General features: G+C 38.2%; 21 protein-coding genes and 2 tRNA genes. 11 read left to right on the top strand and 12 right to left on the bottom strand.

Annotation, left to right across the window (positions count from 1 at the left end):
- Positions 1 to 35 precede the first annotated feature (35 nt).
- The 6 genes from tpx (at position 36) to ribB (ending at position 7,333) form a co-directional block, all read left to right on the top strand.
- Positions 36 to 533, top strand: a complete 498-nt coding sequence (gene tpx, locus RBH95_RS07570; RefSeq protein ID WP_307902078.1) for a thiol peroxidase — start codon at positions 36 to 38, stop codon at positions 531 to 533.
- A 15-nt stretch (positions 534 to 548) separates the two neighbouring features.
- Positions 549 to 917, top strand: a complete 369-nt coding sequence (locus RBH95_RS07565; protein ID WP_307902077.1) for a diacylglycerol kinase family protein — start codon at positions 549 to 551, stop codon at positions 915 to 917.
- A gap of 63 nt (positions 918 to 980) precedes the next feature.
- A complete protein-coding gene (locus RBH95_RS07560; RefSeq protein ID WP_307902076.1) occupies positions 981 to 3,491 on the top strand; it encodes a DNA translocase FtsK in 2,511 nt (836 codons plus the stop codon).
- Between the two features lie 21 nt (positions 3,492 to 3,512).
- Positions 3,513 to 4,157, top strand: coding sequence for an outer membrane lipoprotein carrier protein LolA (locus RBH95_RS07555; RefSeq protein ID WP_307902075.1), 645 nt, complete (start codon positions 3,513 to 3,515; stop codon positions 4,155 to 4,157).
- A gap of 13 nt (positions 4,158 to 4,170) precedes the next feature.
- On the top strand, positions 4,171 to 6,141 hold the full coding sequence (locus RBH95_RS07550) for an LptF/LptG family permease (RefSeq protein WP_307902074.1): 1,971 nt from the start codon (positions 4,171 to 4,173) through the stop codon (positions 6,139 to 6,141).
- A gap of 34 nt (positions 6,142 to 6,175) precedes the next feature.
- Positions 6,176 to 7,333, top strand: a complete 1,158-nt coding sequence (gene ribB / locus RBH95_RS07545; protein WP_307902073.1) for a 3,4-dihydroxy-2-butanone-4-phosphate synthase — start codon at positions 6,176 to 6,178, stop codon at positions 7,331 to 7,333.
- Here ribB and RBH95_RS07540 read toward each other — a convergent pair.
- The 4 genes from RBH95_RS07540 to RBH95_RS07525 all read right to left on the bottom strand — a co-directional run bounded on the left by RBH95_RS07540 (position 7,330) and on the right by RBH95_RS07525 (position 10,755).
- The gene (locus RBH95_RS07540) at positions 7,330 to 8,292 is read right to left on the bottom strand and encodes a hypothetical protein (protein WP_307902072.1); all 963 of its coding nucleotides are present in this window, start codon (positions 8,290 to 8,292) and stop codon (positions 7,330 to 7,332) included. The genes ribB and RBH95_RS07540 overlap by 4 nt on opposite strands.
- 129 nt (positions 8,293 to 8,421) lie before the next feature.
- Positions 8,422 to 9,618 (bottom strand): DegT/DnrJ/EryC1/StrS aminotransferase family protein, encoded by a 1,197-nt coding sequence (locus RBH95_RS07535; RefSeq protein WP_307902071.1) that lies wholly within the window; start codon positions 9,616 to 9,618, stop codon positions 8,422 to 8,424.
- Between the two features lie 11 nt (positions 9,619 to 9,629).
- Positions 9,630 to 10,037: a thioredoxin family protein gene (locus RBH95_RS07530; RefSeq protein ID WP_307902070.1), complete on the bottom strand. Its 408-nt coding sequence runs from the start codon at positions 10,035 to 10,037 to the stop codon at positions 9,630 to 9,632.
- 88 nt (positions 10,038 to 10,125) lie between these two features.
- Positions 10,126 to 10,755 carry an NAD(P)H-dependent oxidoreductase gene (locus RBH95_RS07525; protein WP_307902069.1) on the bottom strand — a complete coding sequence of 210 codons (630 nt, stop codon included), beginning with the start codon at positions 10,753 to 10,755 and terminating at the stop codon, positions 10,126 to 10,128.
- A 183-nt stretch (positions 10,756 to 10,938) separates the two neighbouring features.
- Here RBH95_RS07525 and RBH95_RS07520 point away from each other — a divergent pair.
- A tRNA-Ser gene (locus tag RBH95_RS07520) sits at positions 10,939 to 11,023 on the top strand.
- A 141-nt stretch (positions 11,024 to 11,164) separates the two neighbouring features.
- Here RBH95_RS07520 and RBH95_RS07515 read toward each other — a convergent pair.
- Both RBH95_RS07515 and dinB read right to left on the bottom strand, forming a co-directional pair.
- Positions 11,165 to 14,122: a DNA polymerase III subunit alpha gene (locus tag RBH95_RS07515; protein WP_307902068.1), complete on the bottom strand. Its 2,958-nt coding sequence runs from the start codon at positions 14,120 to 14,122 to the stop codon at positions 11,165 to 11,167.
- 9 nt (positions 14,123 to 14,131) lie between these two features.
- Positions 14,132 to 15,346 carry a DNA polymerase IV gene (gene dinB, locus RBH95_RS07510; protein WP_307902067.1) on the bottom strand — a complete coding sequence of 405 codons (1,215 nt, stop codon included), beginning with the start codon at positions 15,344 to 15,346 and terminating at the stop codon, positions 14,132 to 14,134.
- An 85-nt stretch (positions 15,347 to 15,431) separates the two neighbouring features.
- Between dinB and RBH95_RS07505 the strand changes: the two genes are divergently transcribed.
- Positions 15,432 to 16,202, top strand: coding sequence for a LexA family transcriptional regulator (locus RBH95_RS07505; RefSeq protein WP_307902066.1), 771 nt, complete (start codon positions 15,432 to 15,434; stop codon positions 16,200 to 16,202).
- A complete protein-coding gene (locus RBH95_RS07500; RefSeq protein ID WP_307902065.1) occupies positions 16,202 to 17,539 on the top strand; it encodes an exonuclease domain-containing protein in 1,338 nt (445 codons plus the stop codon). Before RBH95_RS07505 ends, RBH95_RS07500 begins: the two co-directional genes overlap by 1 nt.
- 134 nt (positions 17,540 to 17,673) lie before the next feature.
- On the opposite strand, the gene RBH95_RS07495 is transcribed toward RBH95_RS07500, so the two are convergent.
- Positions 17,674 to 18,456, bottom strand: a complete 783-nt coding sequence (locus tag RBH95_RS07495) for an SDR family oxidoreductase (protein WP_307902064.1) — start codon at positions 18,454 to 18,456, stop codon at positions 17,674 to 17,676.
- 277 nt (positions 18,457 to 18,733) lie between these two features.
- Positions 18,734 to 18,807, bottom strand: a tRNA-Arg gene (locus RBH95_RS07490).
- A 180-nt stretch (positions 18,808 to 18,987) separates the two neighbouring features.
- Between RBH95_RS07490 and RBH95_RS07485 the strand changes: the two genes are divergently transcribed.
- Together RBH95_RS07485 and RBH95_RS07480 are read left to right on the top strand one after the other, a co-directional pair.
- A complete protein-coding gene (locus RBH95_RS07485) occupies positions 18,988 to 19,545 on the top strand; it encodes a YeeE/YedE family protein (protein WP_307902063.1) in 558 nt (185 codons plus the stop codon).
- A gap of 9 nt (positions 19,546 to 19,554) precedes the next feature.
- Positions 19,555 to 19,971, top strand: a complete 417-nt coding sequence (locus tag RBH95_RS07480; protein ID WP_307902062.1) for a DUF6691 family protein — start codon at positions 19,555 to 19,557, stop codon at positions 19,969 to 19,971.
- Between the two features lie 6 nt (positions 19,972 to 19,977).
- Here the strand turns inward: RBH95_RS07480 and RBH95_RS07475 are convergent, their stop codons facing one another.
- The 4 genes from RBH95_RS07475 to RBH95_RS07460 form a co-directional block, all read right to left on the bottom strand.
- Positions 19,978 to 20,253: an ATP-dependent Clp protease adaptor ClpS gene (locus RBH95_RS07475; RefSeq protein WP_307902061.1), complete on the bottom strand. Its 276-nt coding sequence runs from the start codon at positions 20,251 to 20,253 to the stop codon at positions 19,978 to 19,980.
- 44 nt (positions 20,254 to 20,297) lie between these two features.
- Complete coding sequence (gene prmA / locus RBH95_RS07470; protein ID WP_307902060.1) at positions 20,298 to 21,131, bottom strand: 50S ribosomal protein L11 methyltransferase; 834 nt, start codon at positions 21,129 to 21,131, stop codon at positions 20,298 to 20,300.
- 126 nt (positions 21,132 to 21,257) lie between these two features.
- Positions 21,258 to 22,007 (bottom strand): triose-phosphate isomerase, encoded by a 750-nt coding sequence (gene tpiA / locus RBH95_RS07465; protein ID WP_307902058.1) that lies wholly within the window; start codon positions 22,005 to 22,007, stop codon positions 21,258 to 21,260.
- A 50-nt stretch (positions 22,008 to 22,057) separates the two neighbouring features.
- Complete coding sequence (locus tag RBH95_RS07460) at positions 22,058 to 22,549, bottom strand: thioredoxin family protein (RefSeq protein WP_307902057.1); 492 nt, start codon at positions 22,547 to 22,549, stop codon at positions 22,058 to 22,060.
- Positions 22,550 to 22,553 lie beyond the last annotated feature (4 nt).

Here is a 22,553-nt window from a genome sequence, read left to right as displayed (position 1 = left end):
AATTTTAAAATTCATTTAATTAAAACCACATTATTATGGCATCAGTAACTTTAAAAGGCAATACGATACACACTTCGGGGGAACTACCAAAAGTAGGCTCAAAAGCACCCGATTTCACTTTAACCACCACAGAATTAGGCTCAAAAACACTAGAAGATTTCAAGGGGCAAAACCTAATCCTTAATATCTTTCCTAGTGTAGATACTGGCACCTGCGCACAGTCTGTTAGAACTTTTAACGAAAAGGCCAGCAGCCTAGAAAATACCAAAGTACTTTGTATCTCCAAAGACCTTCCTTTTGCGCAAGCTAGATTTTGCGGTGCAGAAGGACTGGATAACGTCGTAAACTTATCAGATTTTAAAGACGGAAATTTTGGTAAAAGCTACGGATTGGACTTTGTAGATGGCCCTTTAGAAGGGTTACTCTCGAGATGTATTGTGATTGTAAACCCGGAAGGCGAGGTAAGCTATACCGAACAAGTGCCAGAAATTGTTGACGAACCAAATTACGAAGCAGCTTTAAAAGCACTATAGATTGTTGCCCCAAACATGACCAAGAAAGAATCTTTTGCAAAGAACAGAATAAAAAGTATAGGGTTTGCTTATAAAGGAGCCCTATACTTAATCAAAACCGAAGCTAGTATCAAGGTACAACTAAGTATCGCCATCGCCGTAACTATAGCGGGGTTCTATTTCGAAATCACAAATACCGAATGGTTGTTCCAAATTGTATTTATTGGTTTGGTAATGACTGCCGAAGGCATTAATACGGCAATAGAATACATTGCAGATTTTATACACCCCGAGTACCATAAAACCATTGGCCATATAAAAGACATTTCGGCAGGAGCCGTCTTTATGGCTGCAATCGCGGCTATAATTGGCGCCATGGTCATTTATTTCCCGAAGCTGTTTTAATACTTTTTCCGTTAGGATAAACGTTAGTAATTTGTATTTTTGTTTCAATCTAACTAAGCGTTGATGGCGAAGAAGAAAACTAAAACCAAAGACAGTAAAACCTCTAACTTTAACAAACCCTCATTCAAATTAACAAGTCAACAAAAGTTGATTTATGGGAGCTTGTTAATGATTCTTGGTATTTTACTAAGCATAGCCTTTTTGTCTTTTTTCTTCACTGGAAAAGTAGACCAAAGTACTTTGGATGCCCTTGGAACAAGAGACGTTGAAGCTCAAAACTGGCTCAATAAACTTGGTGCATGGGTAAGTGATTTATTCATCTTGAAAGGCTTTGGTGTGGCTTCATTTATCTTTGCCGGACTCGCCTTTTTGTCTGGGGTTTACATTGCCTTGGATATAAACAAAGCTAAACTTCGGTCGCATTGGATTTGGGGCACACTCATAGTTATATGGTGTTCCGTACTCTTCGGATTTTTCACTCATAAATATGATGCTTTGGGAGGTACGGTAGGTTTTGAGATGAATAGTTTCTTCCAAGATTACATCGGAAAAATTGGTACTGCCCTACTTCTACTTTTTGGTTTAATCACCTATTTAGCTCTTAGATTTAACGTGACAGGACATACGTTTGTCAACTTGTTTAAAAGTGCCCAGAAAGATATTAAAACCGAGTTTGCTACAGATGGCCCGATATTAGCCACCAATGCTGCTGCCGTGCCTGTTGACAACAATTTAACTGAGGAAGCTGAAGAAATTAAATCGGCCTTTAATGTGGACGAAGATGAAACATCACCTTCAATTGCAGCACTTTTCAACCATACTAAAAAGGAAACGGAAGCAACTGCTTCACTAGAAAATTCTGAAGAACAAAAAGAAGACAACTCCCCTGTGGAGCTTGAACCTAAAATAACACAAGAACCTCAAAATACTTCTAAACCCAACGATAGTCTTCAGGTAGAAGTAAATCAAAGTGGTAATGACGATTTTGAAATTGAAATAGAACAGGTTGAAGAGGAAGAATCTGAAAACGATAATCTAGCCAACAAATTGGTTGCCGATTTTGGGCAATTTGACCCTACTTTGGAATTGAGCAAATACCAATTTCCTCCTCTAGACCTCCTCAAAAAATACGACTCGGAAGGAATCACAATTAACCAAGAAGAGCTTGAAGAGAACAAAAACCGTATTGTTGATACCCTTAGCAACTATAAAATAGGGATTTCCAGTATTAAGGCCACTATTGGTCCTACCGTAACCTTGTATGAAATTGTTCCTGAAGCGGGAGTACGAATTTCAAAAATTAAAAACCTAGAGGACGATATAGCCCTTTCGCTTTCTGCATTGGGTATTCGTATTATTGCCCCCATTCCTGGTAAAGGGACTATTGGTATTGAGGTCCCAAACAAGAGTTCAACCATAGTTTCCATGCGTTCGGTAATTGCTTCGCAAAAATTCCAGAAATCGGACATGGAACTACCTATTGCTTTTGGAAAAAACATTAGCAATGAAACCATGGTGGTAGATTTGGCAAAAATGCCCCACCTTTTGATGGCTGGTGCAACAGGTCAAGGAAAGTCTGTTGGTTTGAATGCTGTATTGACATCATTGCTGTATAAAAAGCACCCTGCCGAAGTAAAATTTGTATTGGTAGACCCCAAGAAGGTTGAATTAACCTTATTCAATAAAATAGAACGCCATTATTTGGCCAAACTTCCTGATAGCGAAGATGCCATTATAACAGACAACACAAAAGTAATCAACACCTTGAATTCCCTTTGTATTGAAATGGACAACCGTTACGAGATGCTTAAAAATGCAATGTGTCGTAACATCAAGGAGTACAACGAAAAATTTAAGTCACGAAAACTGAACCCTAACGATGGACACCAGTTTTTACCTTATATCGTGTTGGTAGTAGATGAGTTTGCCGACTTGATTATGACTGCTGGAAAAGAAGTAGAAACCCCAATTGCACGTCTAGCTCAATTGGCCCGTGCTATTGGAATTCACTTAATTATTGCCACGCAACGTCCTTCGGTAAACGTTATCACCGGTATCATAAAAGCTAACTTCCCGGCCCGAATTGCTTTTAGGGTAACCTCTAAAATTGATTCCAGAACTATTTTGGATGGTCCTGGAGCAGACCAATTAATTGGTCGCGGGGACATGCTTTACACTCAAGGAAACGATATTATTAGGATACAATGTGCTTTTGTTGACACCCCTGAAGTTGAAAAGATTACAGAGTTTATAGGTGGACAGAAAGCTTATCCAGACGCCTATTTACTGCCAGAATATGTGGGAGAAGACGGCAATGGCACAGGTCTTGATATAGATATTTCTGATAGAGATGCTTTATTCCGTGAAGCCGCCGAAATAATTGTCACTGCACAACAAGGCTCAGCCTCCTTACTCCAACGAAAACTAAAATTGGGTTATAACAGAGCAGGCCGTTTGATAGACCAACTTGAAGCAGCTGGCATTGTGGGCGGATTTGAAGGCAGTAAAGCCAGACAAGTTCTTGTTCCAGATCTCGCCGCACTGGACCAATTATTGGAAAATGAAAATATATAGCGATTTTAAACACAAATTACAATGAAAAAATTATTGATAGCAATTACACTTTTTATAGGCTTCCATGGTTTAGCTCAGGATACCTCTTCGCAAGCAAAAGCCTTATTGAATGAAGTAAGTGCCAAAATAAAAAGCTATAACAATATTAGTATAGACTTTAAATATTCACTCAATAATATGAGTGAAAACATTAGTCAAGAAACGCGAGGTAACGTAGTGCTTCAAGGGGAAAAATATAAATTAAACATTTTAGGAGCTACTCGAATTTACGATGGAAAAACCCTATACACTATTAGTCCCGATGATGAAGAAGTAACCATTTCCTCAAACAACACCGAAGACGAAGATACCATTACGCCTAGCCAGATGCTGTCCTTTTACGAAGATGGTTATAGATATGCCATGGACATTGTTCAAAATGTAAATGGCCGTAAAATTCAGTATGTAAAATTAACCCCTATAGATACTCACTCTGAAATCAAATATGTTCTATTGGGTATTGACGCTCAAACCAAACACATCTATAATTTAATTGAAATAGGAAAAAACGGAACAAAAACCACTTTAACCGTTAATATGTTTAAAACAAATGAACCTATTTCAAAAACACTTTTTACTTTTGACCAGTCCAAATACAAAAACTACTACATTAATAGGTTGGACTAATTAAAGACATTAAATGAAAATATTAGATAGGTATATACTTACAACCTACTTAAAAACATTTTTGAGCGTGTTTATTATACTCATGCTCATTTTTGTTTTACAGTCCATTTGGTTGTACATAAGCGAACTTGCAGGTAAAGATTTGTCCCTTTCGGTCATTCTGAAGTTTTTACTGTATGTTACACCTACTCTGATACCCTTAATTTTACCCCTTACCATTTTGCTGGCATCGATCATGGTGTTTGGTAGTTTTGCCGAAAACTATGAGTTCGCTGCCATGAAATCTACGGGTATCTCCCTACAAAGAGCCATGAGAGGTTTAAGCGTTTTTATTTTAGGGCTTGCCGTGGTAACTTTCTTTTTTGCAAACAATGTCATTCCGTGGGCCAATTATAATTTTTATAACCTCAGAAAAAATATAGCCAAAACCCAACCTGCTATGGCCATTGCGGCAGGACAGTTTAATGAAATAGCAGATTACAATATAAAGGTAGACAAGAAAACTGGTGAAAAAGGTGAATTTTTAGAAAGGGTATATATTCACAAAAAAACACCCAACAGAACGGGAAATTACACGGTTATTACTGCCAATACAGGAGAATTGATAAGTAGCGAAGACTCCAATATTCTGCAACTGGTTCTTTATGACGGTAACTATTATGAAGAAATATACAGCAAAGATCCTAAGCAAAATGCCAAAAAGCCTCATGTAAGAAGTGCTTTTGAAAAATACATCATCAATGTAGACCTTGAAGGCTTAAATGATGTAGATTACGAAGAAAAGAGTTATGAAGGCAGGTACAACATGTTGAATGTTTCCGATCTCAGTTATACCATTGACAGTCTTCGGGAAAAAGAAAAAACCGAATACAATAATTTTTCCAAATCGCTTTATGACAGAACAGCTGTTGGTTCCTTAAGTGCCAATATCAAACCCAAAAAGGACTCTCTTTATATTGATGAAGTGCTAAATTTATTTGATAACAGAACCAAATTACAAATAGTTAATTTAGCTGCCAATACGGTCAACAGTACTGCGCAAATTATCAAAACAAAAAAGCATACTCTAGGGGCCCAAAAAAGGTACCTTAACCAACACATTATTTCCCTCAATGAAAAATACGTATTGGGTATTGCCTGCATTATTCTATTTTTTGTTGGCGCCCCCCTTGGAGCCTTAATTAGAAAAGGAGGTATTGGACTGCCGTTGGTAATAGCAATAGTGCTATTTTTATCCTATCACTTTATTGGTATTTTCTCACAAAACAGTTCGAAAAACGGGGCTTTAAATCCAATTTTTGCCACTTGGCTTTCTACCTTGATTATGCTTCCACTTAGTATCTTTTTAACCCAAAGAGCCACAAAAGACAGAGGGTTGTTTGAATTTGATACTGTTCTGGAACCTCTAAAAAAACTGTTTTCTTTTAAAGCCAAAAAAGAGGCCTTTGATAAAACCTACAAACGCCTGGACGGTTTTGATAACGACAAACTCATTGATGTGATTAAAAATTATGCGCATTACGAGTACGACAAAACCGTAAAACCTGTTGCTTATCAACTTCTACTGGATCGAGGGTTAAGTACAAATGATATCCATGATAAAGGCGTGGTGGTGAATGACGCACTTCTTAAATCAGAAAAAATAGCTACCGATTTCAAAGATTATTCACTTACCACAATAATAAGTTATGGTATTGGCGCCGTATTGATACTATCCTATTTCATTTTTAGAAACAATAAACTACCAGAATTAGCACATATCGTACTGCAGTTGGGAATTATTTCATTTGTATTTGTAGCCATCTATTTTACGGTTTCGTCTATTGTACTTTCCAAGTTTTACAAATCCTTGCCGGAAAGCAATAAAACCATCAATTATTTTCTCCTTTTAATAGGACTCCCCTTCTATCCAATCACCTACTTTTTGTTAAAAAATAGGGTTAAGGAAGAGTTGTATAAAACTAGTATAGAAAATATAAAATAAGCTATATCTTTGCAGCATAATACAAAATGCTACTATGTCTACGCTTAAAACCGCTAACAATTCAACTGAATTCAAGTTAGATACCATTGAGGACGCCATAAACGATATCCGTCAAGGAAAAGTCATTATTGTTGTGGATGATGAAAACAGAGAAAATGAAGGTGATTTTCTTGCTGCAGCCGAAATGGTAACCCCAGAAATGATCAATTTCATGGCCACTCACGGTAGAGGCTTAATTTGTACACCACTAACAGAAACTCGTTGTAAAGCGCTTGACCTTGGTATGATGGTAAACAACAATACCGATCCAATGGAAACAGCATTTACCATATCTGTTGACCTGCGAGGTAATGGTGTTACTACGGGAATTTCGGCTAGCGACAGAGCCAAAACCGTAAAAGCCTTAGTTGACAGGGATACAAAACCATTTGAATTGGCGCGTCCGGGGCATATATTTCCACTAGTAGCAAAAGAAGGCGGAGTATTAAGACGTACGGGGCATACCGAAGCAGCCATAGACTTTGCACGTTTAGCTGGTTTAGAACCAGCCGGTGTGATTGTTGAGATCATGAATGAAGATGGTACCATGGCACGTCTTCCACAATTAATGGAGGTAGCTAAAAAGTTTGACCTTAAAATTGTTTCTATTGAAGATCTGGTTGCTTACCGTATGCAACACGATTCCTTAATAGAAAAGAAGGAGGACTTTGAGATTGTATCCCGCTTTGGGAAATTCAGATTACGTGCGTATCAGCAAACCACGAACAACCAAGTGCACATAGCTATTACAAAGGGCACATGGAACACCAATGAACATGTATTGACACGTGTAAATTCAACCTTGGTAAACAATGATATTCTTGGCACCTTAACCAATAATGCCGATAAAAAATTGGACGATATGTTCAAATTGGTCAATGAAGCCGGAAAAGGAGCCATCATATTTATAAATCAGCAAAACCAGTCTACCAATTTACTGAATAGATTATCCATTCTAAAAGAGCAGCAAAACCAAAAGGATGTCATCAAAGCCCCTAGTATCCAAATGGACTCGAAAGACTTCGGAATTGGTGCCCAAATACTTCATGATTTGAACATCCATAAATTGAAATTAATTTCCAATAGCGAACAAACAAAGCGTGTTGGAATGATCGGCTATGGTTTAGAGATTATGGATTATGTAAACTATTAGTCGGTTACTTCGAACACCTTCAACATATTTTTATCGCTGGCTTTAGGCACTTCGGAAATGAATGCATATTTGCCCTTTGTAAGTGTAGCTTTAAAATACCCTTCGCTGCCCGCTGGCATTTCTTGCATACCGCCTAAAAAGGTTACTCCAGCCGGTCCAGGATTAATAAGACCTTTAGGATTGGACCAGTCCATCCAAGCTTCCAAAGCTGTTAAATCGGCTGTATCGTCCAATTTTACAAGATTAACATCGTGCTCTAAAAAATGTTCGTGTTTTTTTTGATCTACAAAACTGACTTTAAAGGTGTTTTCTCCTGCTTTAATAGCATCGTCAAACACGATACCTTCAGTACTAGAAATCGCTATATTTACAGTAGGAATTGGCGGTAAATGATTAGATACTTCATTGGTCACTATTATAGGTTTTACCATCCCCATTGAAGTGTGAAATTTTCCATTGGACATCTTTACGTAACATTCCATAATATAATATCCTGGTTCCAACTTAATGGTTAGCTCGGTAGTTTGGTTAGGAGAAATCAATCCCGCTCCACCTGTATATACCACTTTTTGAAACCATTCTGGCAAGGCTCCAAAGGCTGCATACCCCTCCTCTACTTTCCCTTCGTTAATTAAATCCATCCCTTTGTCGAAAGGTGGGAAAATATCTTTCTTCGTGTCTGCTATCGTTTTTCCCTCTGGGTATTTATCTAATAAAAACAAATGGGTTTCGAATGATTTATTTGTATACTTAAAAGTGGTCCAACCAGAAGACAGCGAATCCGGACCAATAAATTCCATACTTTCCGTGTAATACTCTGCTACCTGATCTTTTGGCTTTTCGGCCTCAATGGCAACTTTTTCTTCCTCAACCTCCTTTGATTCCTTATCTCCTTTACAACTTATACATAAAAGAGCGACAAATAAAACTCCAAAAAACGTACTGCGATTAGCCTTCATAATTCACTATATTTTAATTGGTTACCCTTTAAAGATACTAAATTAGCGACTAATACCATAGAACCCAGACAAATAGGGTTGAAATAAGATTTTCTTAAATACAGGAAATTGTAGAAAAAATAAAAAGTTTTAACTCAAGACGTCCGTAATCACCTTAACCATTTTTGAAGCCCTGTCCTTGACCTCGTTCTCTGTCCATGACAACTTGATCAAACAGGAAATATTTCTCCCAATATAATGATCGGACTGTTCAAAAGTTTTGGTTTGAAGATAAGCCAATCCATCTTTAACCTCTTGGGATAATGGATAGAGTGTCTTTAAATCCTTGAGGTGCCCCCACTTTCTAATATAATGCCAATTGTTGTTGTAGTACTGAAAACAGCCATCTATTCCAGCTTCTTTAAGAGCCGCGGCTGCCTTAAGGGAAGTTTCTGTATCCGGTAAAAAGAAACTTAAAAATGAATAATTTTCCTCGCCTCCTATAGGTACACTTCTAAAAGTAATTTCAGGAATCGCGGATAAAGCATCTCGCAAAATCGCAAAGTGCTGTTTCTGAATTTTCAAAATTTCAGGTAAACGCTTTAACTGGGCTACTCCAACGGCTGCATTAAGCTCGGAAATTCTAAAGTTATAACCTAAAAACGGATGGCCTTCAGCTCCACGATCGCTACCGATATGGTCATGACCGTGATCGCTAAAATGATCCGCATTTTTGAAATAGGTTTCATTGTTGGTTAGGACAGCCCCTCCTTCTCCACAAGTAATGGTTTTAACAAAATCGAAGGAAAAACACCCTGCATCGCCTATACTTCCCAAAGTCTTGCCTTTATAGGTTGCCCCTATCGCCTGGCACGCATCTTCAATAAGTAATAAATCATGCTTCTTACATATCTGCTGTAAAGCATCCAAATTGGCCATGCTACCACACATGTGTACAGGCATAATAGCCTTTGTTCTTGAAGTAACAGCTAACTGAACTGCCTTAGGGTCCAAGGTAAGCGTATCATCAATATCCACCAACACGGGAATAGCTCCCAGCATCATAACCGCTTCAAAACTGGCAACAAATGTAAACGTAGGCATGATGACTTCATCACCTGCCCCAACACCTGCAACAGCCAAAGCAACCGACACTGCTGCCGTACCACTAGAAACCAACTGAGCATGATTCACTTGGAAATATTCCTGTAAATCATGCTCTAGTTGTTTGGCTTTCCAATGGCCCATGCGCATGGCATCAAAGCCATATCGCATTAACACTCCAGTTTCCAAAACATCATTAACTTCTTTTCTTTCGGCATCACCGAAGTGCTCAAATCCGGGCATATATCAATAAACTATAGTTGTTTTAAAAATCCAATGTACTGTTCGATACTTTGATCACTAAATTCATTTACCACATTAATTGGGCTTCCTTTAGAATCTAAAGTTACGAATGAAGGAAATGTTTTTGTATTGTTATAGTGAATGATCTTACGTTGCGTAGCATCATCATCATTGGCATTATCAATACTAACCAACACTACTCTATCTGCAATTTGAGAAAAGTTTGAATTGTTGATTACGGTAGTTTCAATTTTTTTACACGCATCGCAATTTTGGGAATCCTTGAAATACACCAAAATAGGCTTGTTTTGATCTTGAGCTATTTTTACAGCTTGTTCAAAATCTGAAGTCCATTGTGCATCTTGCGCATAAATGCCTACACTAAATAAGCAAATAATCACTAGTAATAGTTTTTTCATCAGGAATAAATTAAAAAGTTAAAAAGTTATGTTAAGAAACAAATATAAGCTATTCGATGTATTGTCCAAAAAAAAGAAAAAGAATTAATCAAAGCTCCAAAACAGCGTCTTCCACGGGCTTTCTCACCTTTTTCATACCAGCAAACATATCATTTTCAGAACGGTAGCCAACAGGTAACAACAACACCGATTTGAGGTTATGATCGTTCAACTTTAATACTCTATCATATTCCTCGGAAAGAAACCCTTCCATAGGGCAAGAATCTATTTGTTCCATAGCACAAACAGTCATGATATTGCCCATGGCTAGATAGGCCTGTTTGGTGGCCCATTCTTCAATCTCCTGCTGAGATTTTTGTTGAAAATCCTGAACCAAGAAATCCTCAAAAGGCTTTAGAACCTCCTTCGGAGTTTGTCTCAAATCATGAACTCTCTTAAAATAATCCTTAACAAAAGCCTTATCAATATTAGTCTGAATGCAGAACACCAATACATGAGACGCTGTTGCAATTTGCTTTTGATTCATGGAATGCTCCAAAAGCTCCTGTTGCAAAACTTTATTCTTGATTACAACTAATTTTATAGGCTGTAAACCATAAGAGGTTGCCGTTAGATTGAATGCTTTTTTTAAGATGTCCATTTTTTCAGAAGACACTTCCTTATTAGGGTTAAAGGCTTTTGTGGCATAACGCCATTCTAAAAATTCAAGGATTTCCATAGGTATATTTTGTAATCACTCCACAAATGTACTATTAGAAAATACCTTTAACCAACAGAAAATCAATTTTATATTCATGAAGATGAAAATATTTTAATTTTTTTATAGAATTTTCTTTGATAGAAATGAAAAAGGTCACTATATTTGCACCCGCAATCAGGAAATACCTGATGAGACACTCAAGGAGAAATGGCAGAGTGGTCGAATGCGGCAGTCTTGAAAACTGTTGAGGGTCACACCTCCGGGGGTTCGAATCCCTCTTTCTCCGCAAAAAGCCTTGCATTTATTGCAAGGCTTTTTTTATACCCCCCCTCCAACATATCTTTTTACTACTCGTAATTAAGTTTATTAAAAATATAGAGTATAACTATTACAAAAAAAATATACTCTTTGCGTGCTTCACAAAAAACTAAGCGCCTTTTAGGCTTTGCCTCAAACCCAACTTTCTGCTCCAATTAATATCCAGACTACAAAAGCCATGATCTTCCGTAACCGTTCCGTAACAGGCATACACACCAATACCATGAATGGGATACAACTCGACTACTTTCGTAAAATGCACCGTATCAAAATACTGTCCCTCCTCATCAACAAAGGTACAAAACCTAATACGCTTACCTTGGGATGTTTTATGAAACCTTGTATGCACCAATGTGCCATACAACAACACTTTTTGATTGATGTGCTCACTAAAATCTTTAGCTAAAATATGGGGTTGCAAAGTCTCTCCTATCAAAGCAAAATATCCACAAAGAGGAAACCCTAGAAACTCAATTTGATCATAAGCGTCTTCCAAACAACTACTATTTAACTTTGGAAGCTTATAGGTTTTATGTTCTGTCCTAAACAATAATGCCTGAGACGAATTCAACTTATTTTTATTGAGTTTGAACATTGCTTGCCATAAAAGTTCTTTTTTAGAGTGTCCCGTAAACCTAAAAGCATCAATCCTAATCAAAATAGACAACTGTTCTACACCAATATGCACCCTGTCAATAAAGTCATCCAAAGATTTATAGACTCCGTGAAGTTGACGCTCCGAAAGAATTCGTTTTATGGTATAATGCTCCAGTTGTTTTATATACCCCAAACCCAAATAAATATCCTCTCCGTTGATAATAGTAGGATGATCACTAGTATTAACACACGGAGGAAGCACTTTCCCTCCACACATCTTGGCCTCATGAATGTAATGCTCCGTACTGTAAAAACCACCTCCATTGTTAAGTACAGCTACCATAAACTCCAACGGATAGTAACATTTAAGATATAGACTTTGGTAACTCTCTACTGCATACGAAGCAGAATGCCCTTTAGCAAAAGCATAGCCCGCAAAACTCTTTATTTGCTCCCAAACCTCCATTGTGAGTGTATCCGAATACCCTCTCTCCTTACAATTAGCAATAAACTTTTGCTCCACTCCCAAAAACTCTGCTCTAGAGCGAAACTTACCACTCATACCTCTCCTTAACACATCAGCCTCTCCAAAATTAAGACCCGCAAATTGATGAGCTACTTTAAGAACATCTTCCTGATAAACCATAATACCATAAGTTTCTGGCATAATTTTAAGCAGCATAGGATTAGCCTCTTTTCGTTTTTCTGGGTTACGCTGACGGATAATATATTCCTGTTTCATTCCAGAACCGGACACTCCTGGCCTAATAATAGAACTAGCAGCCACCAACCCCAAATAATCCTGTGTCTGCAATTTTTGCATCAACCCTCTCATAGCTGGTGATTCTACATAATAAGCCCCAATAGCCTTTCCTTGTCTGAGAAGGTTATTAACATTAGGATCCTTTTTAAATTTTTCTACATCAGTGATATCTATGGGAGGTATATTAGGATTGTTCTGTTTGATGAGCTCCAAGGCATCCTTGATCTTGGCAAGGCCTCGTTGACCTAAAATATCGAATTTAAAAATACCCACATCCTCTGCAATAATCATATCAAACTGTACCGTTGGAAACCCCTTTGGAGGCATATTGGTAGCAGAATAATAATGAATAGGGGCATCCAAAATTAAAATACCACAGGAATGAACACTTAGGTGATTGGGAAATCCCTTTATCAATTGCCCGTACTTCAGGACCAATTTTGCCATATCGTCCAATTGGCCTTGCGGCACTTTACCTTCGCTCAACTTATCAATCTCTTCTTTGGGCAAACCAAAAACCTTTCCTATTTCCCTTACCACCCCTCGGTATTTAAAAGTATTGTAGGTAGCCAACAAAGCAGTATGCGGAAACCTTTGGAAGATATAAGCTGTGACATCTTCGCGTTCCTTCCACGAAAAATCGATATCGAAATCTGGTGGAGAAGCACGGTAGGGATTGATGAACCTTTCAAAATAAAGATCTAGCTCAATAGGATCTACATCAGTAATTCCTATTAAATAGGCTACGATACTATTGGCTCCACTTCCCCTACCCACATGGACATACCCTTGTTTCTTGGCATAATTTACAATGTCGTAATTAATTAAAAAATAGGACACAAAATCCATATTCCTAATGGTATTGAGCTCTACTTCCAAGCGTTCCAGTACTTTCTTGGAAGGCGCACCATAACGCCTTGAGAGCCCCTGATAGCTGAGGTCCCTGAGCATTTCAAAGTCCTTTTCAGCGCTTTCCAGATACAGACTTAGGTTTTGGGAGCTACGCTGCTTACCAAATTCAAAGTTTATGCTACACTCTTCCAAAAGCTTTCGTGTATTTTGAATGATATAAGAATACTCTTGATACGCTTGGCATAACTGGTCCAAGTGCAACATTTTATCGTTTTCACTACATTCTTCAGACTTTGATAGTTTACTCAAAAGCGTATTGTTATCAATAGCCCTTAGTAATCTATGAGCATTAAAATCTTTCTTGTTCCGCACAGTCACCTGTTGCTGAATGACCAATTTATCTTTATAATCCTTATAATGACTAAAGGGAAGTTTTCTCAAATCCTGAATACTAATGCCTATGAACTCATTAGCCGCAAAGGTTTCCTTCTCCATTTGCATAATCTGTTCAAAAGGATACACTACAAAAGCATTGGGAAAGTCTGGCGCCTGTTCAGGAAGTGCTTTGTTTTGATGAGTATGCTGAGACAAAAAACTATTGAGCTCCCTAAAACCTTCATTATTTCTAGCCAAGCCCACAAATAACTGCGACACACCATTCCTAAAATCGATGCCCACAACTGGTTTGATATGATATATTTTAGCCGTACGAATAAAATTTAAACAAGCCGACGTATTATTGATATCGGTTAAAGCCATAGCCTCCACGCCATTTTGAGAGGCCAATTTCAACAGTTCCTCTTCAGAGAATGTTCCGAAACGCAGGGAATAGTATGTATGACAATTGATATACACGATTAAACTCTATTGGTTGCGGTGCGCCAATACAATAGGCGGTTCACCATTAAATGGATTACTGAAACGCCCTATGGTTTTGGCCCCCATAGCAGCTGCTTTTTGGATACTGAGTTCACCAAAGCGGTTACGGATATGATCCATAGCGCCGTAGAGTCTTAGCATTTCCTCAGTATCATCAAACAGATTGATCTGGTAGTTACCAGATACCAAATCACTAAACTTAACCCCTACCAACCTGATGAGCAAACGCCGCTCGTACAACCTATCGAACAGCTCCATAACCTTAGGAATAATGACATGATCTGCACTGGTATAGGGAATCTTCAACTGTTTGGTATGGGTATTGAAATCAGAGTACCTAATCTTAACCGCTATACAAGCTGTTAATTTTTCTCCTTTCCTAAGCTGGAAGGCTAGATTTTCTGTCATTGCAAAAATGGTGGTTCTTAGCTTCAGCATATCGATAGTATCCCTATTAAAGGTCCGCTCTGTAGAAATAGATTTACGCTCATAAAATGGGATAAGCGGCGGATTATCGATGCCCTGTGCCCTTCTCCAAATGGTTCTTCCATTGGCCCCCAATACGGTTTCCATCATCTCTAGGGGCATTTGCTGTACCGTAGCTACTTTATCTATACCCAAATTCCGTAAAGTGTGATACGTCTTTTTACCTACCGAGGGAATTTTATCAATAGACAAAGGTGCCAAAAAAGGCTTTTCGAATCCATGCTCTATACGCAATTGGTTGTTAGGCTTTGCTTCACCTGTAGCCATCTTAGAAACTATTTTATTGGCCGAAAGTCCAAAAGAAATAGGCAACCCCGTTTCCTTTATAATGGTATTCCTTAACTCCGTTGCATACTTATAACTTCCAAAAAATTTATCCATACCGCTAAGGTCTGCATAGAACTCATCAATACTCGCCTTTTCAAACACAGGCACCCTCTCCCTTATAATTTCGGTAACCATTTGTGACTGCTTGGTATAGATGGATGCATCGCCACGGATAACTACCGCTTCGGGACATAAACGCCTTGCCACCTTCATAGACATTCCAGAATGAATTCCAAAACGCCTAGTCTCATAACTACAGGCCGAAACAACTCCCCTATCTCCCGTTCCGCCTACCAGTAAAGGTCGTTTTTTAAGCCGACTATCCATGAGGCGTTCGCAGGACACAAAGAAGGTATCGAGGTCTAGATGCAAAATATTTTTGTTCATTCCGCAAAGTTAGCTACATATTTGAGCAGTTATTGCTTATATTTGTAGCAAAGAAAATCTATCGTCTTTCTTTCTATATTTTACCATGAAAACACTGTCCAAAAACATTAGTCATTTACGGGAACTAAAGCGTATTACTCAAGAAACTTTAGCAGAAGACCTTGGCATTACCAGATCCCGTGTGAGCTCGTATGAAGAAGGGCGTTCTGCCCCACCCATCGAGGTTCTAATCAAACTTTCGGATTACTTTAAGTTACCCATCGATGTATTGGTACGCCACGACCTGACTAAAGGAAGTGATCATTCCTTTATCGAACTACGGAATCAACGGGTACTATTTCCTATTACAATAGATTCTGAAGACAACAACTTGATTGAAGTGGTTCCTGTAAAAACTTCCGCTGGGTACTTAGCAGGCTATGACGACCCCGAGTATATTGAACAACTGGAAAAAATACAGCTTCCCTTTTTACCCACTGGTAAACATCGCGCCTTTCCCATTAAAGGAGATTCTATGTTACCTCTGAAACCAGGCAGTTATGTAGTTGGAAAATTTATTGAGGATAGACGTGACATCATGGATGGACGCTCTTATATATTATTAACCCAAAATGACGGGATGGTATACAAGCGGGTAAAAGACCAGATTAAAGACAATAATACCCTGCTGTTGATTTCAGACAACCCACAGTACCATCCCTACGAAGTGCCTATTGAAGAAGTACTGGAACTTTGGGAGTTTACCTGTAGCATCAACACCCAAGAATATGACCCACACGAACTAAAAATTAGTAGTATTCTTGAAATGTTCAACAGTTTGGGTGTAGAATTGGAAGCCCTTAAAAAGAGTCTATAATGCACTATACAATCATTGATATTGAAACCACAGGAAAGGACAAGATTACAGAAATATCCATTTTAAAACATAATGGCACCAATGTTATTGACGAGTTCACTTCCTTGGTCAACCCCGAAGTTTTAATACCAGATTATATTACCGCTCTTACAGGAATAGACAATTATATGGTTGCAAACGCCCCTGTGTTTGCTGATATTGCCGATAAGGTCATAGAACTTACCGAAGGGTGTATTTTTGTGGCCCATAACGTCAATTTTGATTACAATATCATCAGGAACGAATTTAAAACGCTTGGCATCGATTTCAACAGACGAAAGCTTTGTACCATACGTTTATCCAGAAAGCTATTGCCTGGACACCACTCCTACAGCTTAGGCAAACTCTGTAAAGCTCTTGATATAAATATTCAAGATCGCCACCGAGCAAAGGGAGATGCCGATGCAACAGTAATATTGTTTGAAATGTTACTTGCTCAAGATAATGCTGAGGCTATCTTTAACAGCTTCCTTAAAAAATCCTCCAAAGAAGCTACCCTACCGCCTCATTTACCCAGTAAAGTATTCAACCAAATCCCTAATGCAGCAGGAATTTATTACTTCAAAAATAAAAAAGGCAAGATTATTTATGTCGGCAAAGCAAAAGACCTCAAAAAAAGGGTTTTAGGGCATTTTTACAACAAATCCAACAAAGAGCTTAACCTTTGCCGAGAAACAGCCGATATAGACTTTGAACTATCAGGAAGTGAGACCATAGCTCTATTAATGGAAGATGCTGCTATCAAACATCATTTTCCCTTATACAACCAAGCCGCAAAACGCCCTCCTAAAAACTATGCTATATTTTCGTATATAGACCGCCAAGGCATTATGCACCTAGCCTATAACCAACTAAAATCCTCTCCTAATCCCATACAGATCTTTCACGGCATTAGAGAGTGCAGAAACTATCTGGAGAATCTGTGTAAAACCTACGAATTATGTCCAAAATATTGCCATTTACAAGAAGGAGTCTCCCAATGTTCCCACTATGCCATCCACAACTGTCATGGTATTTGTCGCCAAGAAGAAGCTGTAAGTGCATACAACCTAAGAGTGCAAAAAGCAATCCACCAAGTTAAAAACGAATCTGAAAATTTAATCATAGAACAACCAGGTAGACATCCAGAAGAAAATGCCTTTATCCTCATCCAAAATGGTACTTACAAAGGTTATGGATTTGTAGAAAAAGAAGAACAAATAGTCCATCCAGAAGACCTTGAACCTTTTTTGATTCCCCAAAAAGATTCCATCGACATACAACGAGTTTTACGTCCTCTCATTTCAAAACTGTCTTAATTCCTAAAACAAAAATTGGGCAAACCTCCTATCACTTATAGACCGCTTTACATAAGTCTATACAGTCACCGGAACTTTGCCCAATATTAATTACTTGAAAACAACTTTAGCCTTAACGGCAAATGTTGCTCCCTTTAGGAGTTTCCATAAATATTGGATTCTCCCCCATCAACAGCAATAGTTTGACCGCTTACATAGCCATTATCTTCACTCAACAAGAACGCTACTAACTTAGCTACTTCCTCAGGTTTCCCTAAACGTTTCGTAGGATTTCGTTGTGCATACTCTGTTTCGGCTGCCTGAGGATCCTCTGGATTAACCTGCTTGAACGCTTCTGCAACCATTGGCGTAAGGATTGCTCCTGGGGCAATAGCATTAGTAAGAATTCCATCTCTACCATACTCCAAAGCTGCATTTTTAGTCATTCCAGAAACAGCATGCTTACTTGCCACATAAGGTGTTTGGTTAAGAACTCCACGAATACCCCCAACCGAGGCTACATTCACGATACGTCCGTACTTCTGCTCCTGCATTACAGGTATTACGTAACGCATTCCATAATAAACTCCCATCAAGTTTATATCAATTACCTTTTTGAAAACATCCACATCATACTCGGTCATGCCTGCCTGCTTCCCTTCAATACCAGCATTGTTATAAAGCGCATCAATTCTACCAAATACTTTTACGGTTTCATCTACATAATTTTTTACCGCCTCCTCATTTGATACATCTGCTACAATTGTAATAATTTTTACCGCCGGAAAATCTTTTTCAAGCTCTACCTGAGCATCATTTAAACTTTTGTCATTATAGTCAACCAAAACCAGATCCATTCCCTCTGAAGCCAGTTCTTTTGCTGCTGCAAAACCCAGCCCCATTGCGGCGCCTGTAATAATTGCTACTCTATTTTTCATTTTCATATTGTTTACATTAGACATCTATTCATTTTCAAATGTCCAATTCTTTTTAAAGTAGTGGTTAACAGTATTAAGAAAAAGTATTGTAATATTCGGAAGAAACCTTGAAAACACCCAAACCATATACATAGTATACAATAGGATTAAAAAAGTAAATAGTACGAAGAATGCCTATAGAATTGCCTAGGTAAAAAATGAAGTAACATCCTTAAAAAGGAAAACCACTTAAATCCTGGGATTTAAGTGGTTCTTGAACTAATTTCCATTTCAAAAGTGACCTCGACAGGATTCAAACCTGTAACCTTCTGAGCCGTAATCAGATGCGCTATTCAGTTGCGCCACGAGGCCGTTTTTTTGTGGGTGCAAATATAAGGCATTTATTAAAAAACATCCAAACATTTCTAGAAAAAATTTCAATAGTTTTTCCATTTGCATATTTCATAGTACAAAGTTTAATATCTTTAAGTAACATTTATTACATAGCAAATGAAACAAACTGTTTACTTTTGCGACTTTTTAAAAATTTCTATGGATTATATTCTTCAACCTTGGCCCTGGTATGTTAGTGGCCCATTAATAGCAATCGTGATGTTCCTTCTTTTGTATTTCGGCAAAACCTTTGGAATGTCCTCTAATTTAAGAACATTTTGTGCCATTGGCGGTGCAGGAAAAAAAGTACCTTTCTTTAATTTTAATTGGAGAGATCAAAAATGGAACTTGGTAGTGGTGGCGGGAGCTGTAATTGGTGGGTTTATTGCTCATTTTTTACTTTCGGCCCCAACCAACATAGATTTAAACCCTTCTACCGTAGAGAGTCTTAACCAACTTGGTTTCGACAACGTAGGCAAATCATTACTACCTCAAGAGCTTTTTAGTTGGGATGCTGTACTATCCACTAAAGGACTGGCCATTTTAATTATTGGAGGGTTTCTTGTAGGCTTTGGCACCCGTTACGCTGGTGGCTGTACCTCGGGTCATGCCATTACTGGGCTAAGTAGTTTGCAACTCCCCTCGTTAATTGCTGTGATTGGCTTTTTTATTGGAGGGCTTATTATGATTCACGTTTTGTTTCCCTTAATTTTTTAGACATACATTATGACAAAATATATAAAGTTTCTATTGGTTGGAATCCTATTTGGGATTGTTTTGGTAAAGTCGGAAGCTGTGTCTTGGTACCGTATTTATGAAATGTTTCGTTTTGAATCCTTTCACATGTATGGTATTATAGGGAGCGCCGTTACCACTGGGGTATTAATTCTATTGATCTCAAAAAAAATGCACTTAAAAAACTTAGCTGGCCAATTGCTAAATGTTCCCAAAAAAGAAAAGGGACTGATACGCTACATTCTTGGAGGTACTATTTTTGGATTGGGATGGGCACTTTCTGGAGCCTGCCCTGGCCCCATGTACATATTGGTAGGTACAGGTGTGTTTTCTATGCTCATAGTTATCCTAGCTGCCACATTGGGCACTTATGTTTATGGGAAGTTGAAAGATAGATTACCTCACTAAAAGAAACTATACAATTTCAGCGCTTAAGCCTGCCTCCAGCATCTTGGAGCAACGTGGCAATAAATCGTCATAATCACCTGTTTTTACAGTACATTTTCCATTGTAATGAACAATAATGGAACATTGCTCGGCCTGTTCAGGTGTATGGTCGCAGGCATGCATAAGCGTCTCGATAACATGGTCAAAGGTATTGACATCATCGTTGTACAATACTATCTCATTTTGTTTTAGGACTTCTTCTGCATACAGTAAATCTTCCGATGTTTTTTCTCTAACACTCATAATCTCAAAAAACGTAATATATTGATAATAAGACTAATTAATCCCTAATTTAAGAATTTTAGGGCAACCCAATGGTTTTTTTCCAAAATTTCAACACATTTCAAGCCATGGGTAGCACATTCTTTTTCAATGACTTCTATGTCATCTTTATAAAATCCGCTTAAAAACATGCCCCCCCCCGGATTAAGACATTTGCTGTAATATTTCAGGTCATTTAGAAGAATATTGCGATTAATGTTGGCAATTATCACATCATACTGTCTTCCTTCCAATAATTGCGCATCGCCTTCATAAACGGTGATGTGTTTGCAATTATTGCGCTCTACATTTTCCAAACTGTTCAGGTAACACCAATTATCAATGTCGATGGCATCGATAGGATGTGCGCCTTTCATTTCGGCTAAAATTGCCAAAACACCAGTACCGCACCCCATATCCAATACCGATTTGTCCTTCACATCATTTTTTAACAGATGCTGGATCATCATGTGCGTGGTTTCATGATGCCCTGTACCAAAGCTCATTTTCGGCTCTATAATAATATCATATTCTGTATCAAAGGTATCGTGAAAAGGCGCTCTTACAGCACAACTGCTGTCCACCACAATAGGGCTAAAATTCTTTTCCCACTCTTGGTTCCAATTGGTCTGTTCAATTTCTTCAAACGTATAACTAATCTGAAATTCCTCGGATTTCAAAACCTGTATATCCTCCAAGATGTCTTCATTCCATTCCTCTTTTTGGATATAAGCAGTCACCCCTTCTTCGGTTTCCACGAAGCTCTCAAAACCAGCATAGCCCAATTCTGCAATTAATATTTCGGTACCGGGACTTAATGGAGCCACCTTAAATTCATACCCAATGTATATTTCAGACATAGTTAAAATTTTTGCAAATTTAGGAAACCTAGAATAGCCACCACACTTTTTAACGTTTTCATAAAAAAAATCCCACAGTCTCTATACCGGCTGTGGGATTCTTTATTTGTAAATATCATTTAGTCTTTAAAAGGCGTTTACAATGGCAAAGAAATCATCTGCTTTTAATGACGCCCCTCCAATCAATCCACCGTCAACATCAGGCTTAGAAAAAATCTCCTGAGCATTAGCTGGCTTTACGCTTCCTCCATATAAAATGGAAACCTCATCGGCAACCTCAGCGCCATATTTATCGGCTAAAGTTTTTCTAATAAAGGCATGCATATCCTGAGCTTGCTCTGGCGAAGCGGTTTCTCCTGTACCAATGGCCCAAACAGGCTCATAGGCCAAAACAATATGTTTAAAAGCCGAAGCATCCAGATGGAACAATGCATTGGCAATTTGAGACCCTACAACCTCTTGCTCTTTGCCTGCCTTTCTTTCTGCCAATTCCTCTCCAAAACAGAAAATAACACGCATTTGATTTGCTAAAGCGGCATCTACCTTTTTGGCCAACAGCTCGTCTGTTTCGTTAAAATACTCTCTTCGTTCACTATGTCCTAGGATAACCGTTTTAACCCCTACACTTTTAAGCATATCAGCACTTACCTCCCCTGTATAGGCTCCACTTTCTGCAAAGTGCATGTTTTGCGCAATTACTCCTATATCGCTATCCTTTAAAGCTTGATAGGCTGGCCATAGGTTGGTAAATACCGGAGCAATCATCACTTCAGCATCCGATGTAATAGTTTGTTTTTTCAGTTCAGAAATCAATGTCTCCGTCATAGACAAATCATTGTTCATTTTCCAGTTTCCTGCTACAATGTGTTTTCTCATTTCAATACTAACCTTCTGCTGAAGGATTTTTATTAATTAAACTTTTGTTTTTATTTCAATGCTTTAAGAATCTTTGGGTCGTTGGCCTGCACCGCTCTAAAAAGTCTTATATCTCCCTTTGGTGACACGACCATGTACCTTGGAATCCAGTCCAGATTGGCAAAATTCCCAAAATCCCCTTTCCTTCCAGATTGCATATAGTAATGCTCTCCGTCTACGCCATATTTTTCAATTCCAAATTTCCAAGATTCTACAGACCTATCCAATGATAAAAATAAGTAAACCACATTTTTTTTCTGCTGTTGTAAAGATTTCACTTTAGGCAAGCCTTGTAGACAATCTTTGCACCAAGAGGCCCAAACATCTATTAGAATAGTTTTGCCTTTGTATTTTGCTAATATTTCTTCAAAAGCCAGTTCCTGCCCTTCAAGTGTTAAAAATGTGTCCTTCAATGCCGTTTCTGAAAATGTCGCGGGGTCATCTTGAGCTTTACAGCCAATACACACCAAAAGAACCAGAACTAAAACTTTTATTGCTTTCATAACA

Origin of the sequence: Mangrovimonas sp. YM274 (assembly GCF_030908385.1) — a bacterium.
Classification (GTDB): domain Bacteria; phylum Bacteroidota; class Bacteroidia; order Flavobacteriales; family Flavobacteriaceae; genus Mangrovimonas_A.
The sequence above is the reverse complement of the archived record's forward strand: the minus strand, read 5'-3'. Positions and strand labels throughout refer to the sequence as shown.

What these genes read in the sequence shown, in the direction of transcription:
- RBH95_RS07505 (WP_307902066.1), top strand. Translation starts at nt 15,432, where the DNA reads ATGAAAACACTGTCCAAAAACATTAGTCATTTACGGGAACTAAAGCGT.
- tpiA (WP_307902058.1), bottom strand. Translation starts at nt 22,007, where the DNA reads ATGAGAAAACACATTGTAGCAGGAAACTGGAAAATGAACAATGATTTG.
- dinB (WP_307902067.1), bottom strand. Translation starts at nt 15,346, where the DNA reads ATGAACAAAAATATTTTGCATCTAGACCTCGATACCTTCTTTGTGTCC.
- RBH95_RS07565 (WP_307902077.1), top strand. Translation starts at nt 549, where the DNA reads ATGACCAAGAAAGAATCTTTTGCAAAGAACAGAATAAAAAGTATAGGG.
- RBH95_RS07475 (WP_307902061.1), bottom strand. Translation starts at nt 20,253, where the DNA reads ATGAGTGTTAGAGAAAAAACATCGGAAGATTTACTGTATGCAGAAGAA.
- RBH95_RS07555 (WP_307902075.1), top strand. Translation starts at nt 3,513, where the DNA reads ATGAAAAAATTATTGATAGCAATTACACTTTTTATAGGCTTCCATGGT.
- RBH95_RS07480 (WP_307902062.1), top strand. Translation starts at nt 19,555, where the DNA reads ATGACAAAATATATAAAGTTTCTATTGGTTGGAATCCTATTTGGGATT.
- tpx (WP_307902078.1), top strand. Translation starts at nt 36, where the DNA reads ATGGCATCAGTAACTTTAAAAGGCAATACGATACACACTTCGGGGGAA.
- RBH95_RS07535 (WP_307902071.1), bottom strand. Translation starts at nt 9,618, where the DNA reads ATGCCCGGATTTGAGCACTTCGGTGATGCCGAAAGAAAAGAAGTTAAT.
- ribB (WP_307902073.1), top strand. Translation starts at nt 6,176, where the DNA reads ATGTCTACGCTTAAAACCGCTAACAATTCAACTGAATTCAAGTTAGAT.
- RBH95_RS07460 (WP_307902057.1), bottom strand. Translation starts at nt 22,549, where the DNA reads ATGAAAGCAATAAAAGTTTTAGTTCTGGTTCTTTTGGTGTGTATTGGC.
- RBH95_RS07485 (WP_307902063.1), top strand. Translation starts at nt 18,988, where the DNA reads ATGGATTATATTCTTCAACCTTGGCCCTGGTATGTTAGTGGCCCATTA.
- RBH95_RS07500 (WP_307902065.1), top strand. Translation starts at nt 16,202, where the DNA reads ATGCACTATACAATCATTGATATTGAAACCACAGGAAAGGACAAGATT.
- RBH95_RS07530 (WP_307902070.1), bottom strand. Translation starts at nt 10,037, where the DNA reads ATGAAAAAACTATTACTAGTGATTATTTGCTTATTTAGTGTAGGCATT.
- RBH95_RS07560 (WP_307902076.1), top strand. Translation starts at nt 981, where the DNA reads ATGGCGAAGAAGAAAACTAAAACCAAAGACAGTAAAACCTCTAACTTT.
- RBH95_RS07540 (WP_307902072.1), bottom strand. Translation starts at nt 8,292, where the DNA reads ATGAAGGCTAATCGCAGTACGTTTTTTGGAGTTTTATTTGTCGCTCTT.
- RBH95_RS07550 (WP_307902074.1), top strand. Translation starts at nt 4,171, where the DNA reads ATGAAAATATTAGATAGGTATATACTTACAACCTACTTAAAAACATTT.
- RBH95_RS07495 (WP_307902064.1), bottom strand. Translation starts at nt 18,456, where the DNA reads ATGAAAAATAGAGTAGCAATTATTACAGGCGCCGCAATGGGGCTGGGT.
- prmA (WP_307902060.1), bottom strand. Translation starts at nt 21,131, where the DNA reads ATGTCTGAAATATACATTGGGTATGAATTTAAGGTGGCTCCATTAAGT.
- RBH95_RS07525 (WP_307902069.1), bottom strand. Translation starts at nt 10,755, where the DNA reads ATGGAAATCCTTGAATTTTTAGAATGGCGTTATGCCACAAAAGCCTTT.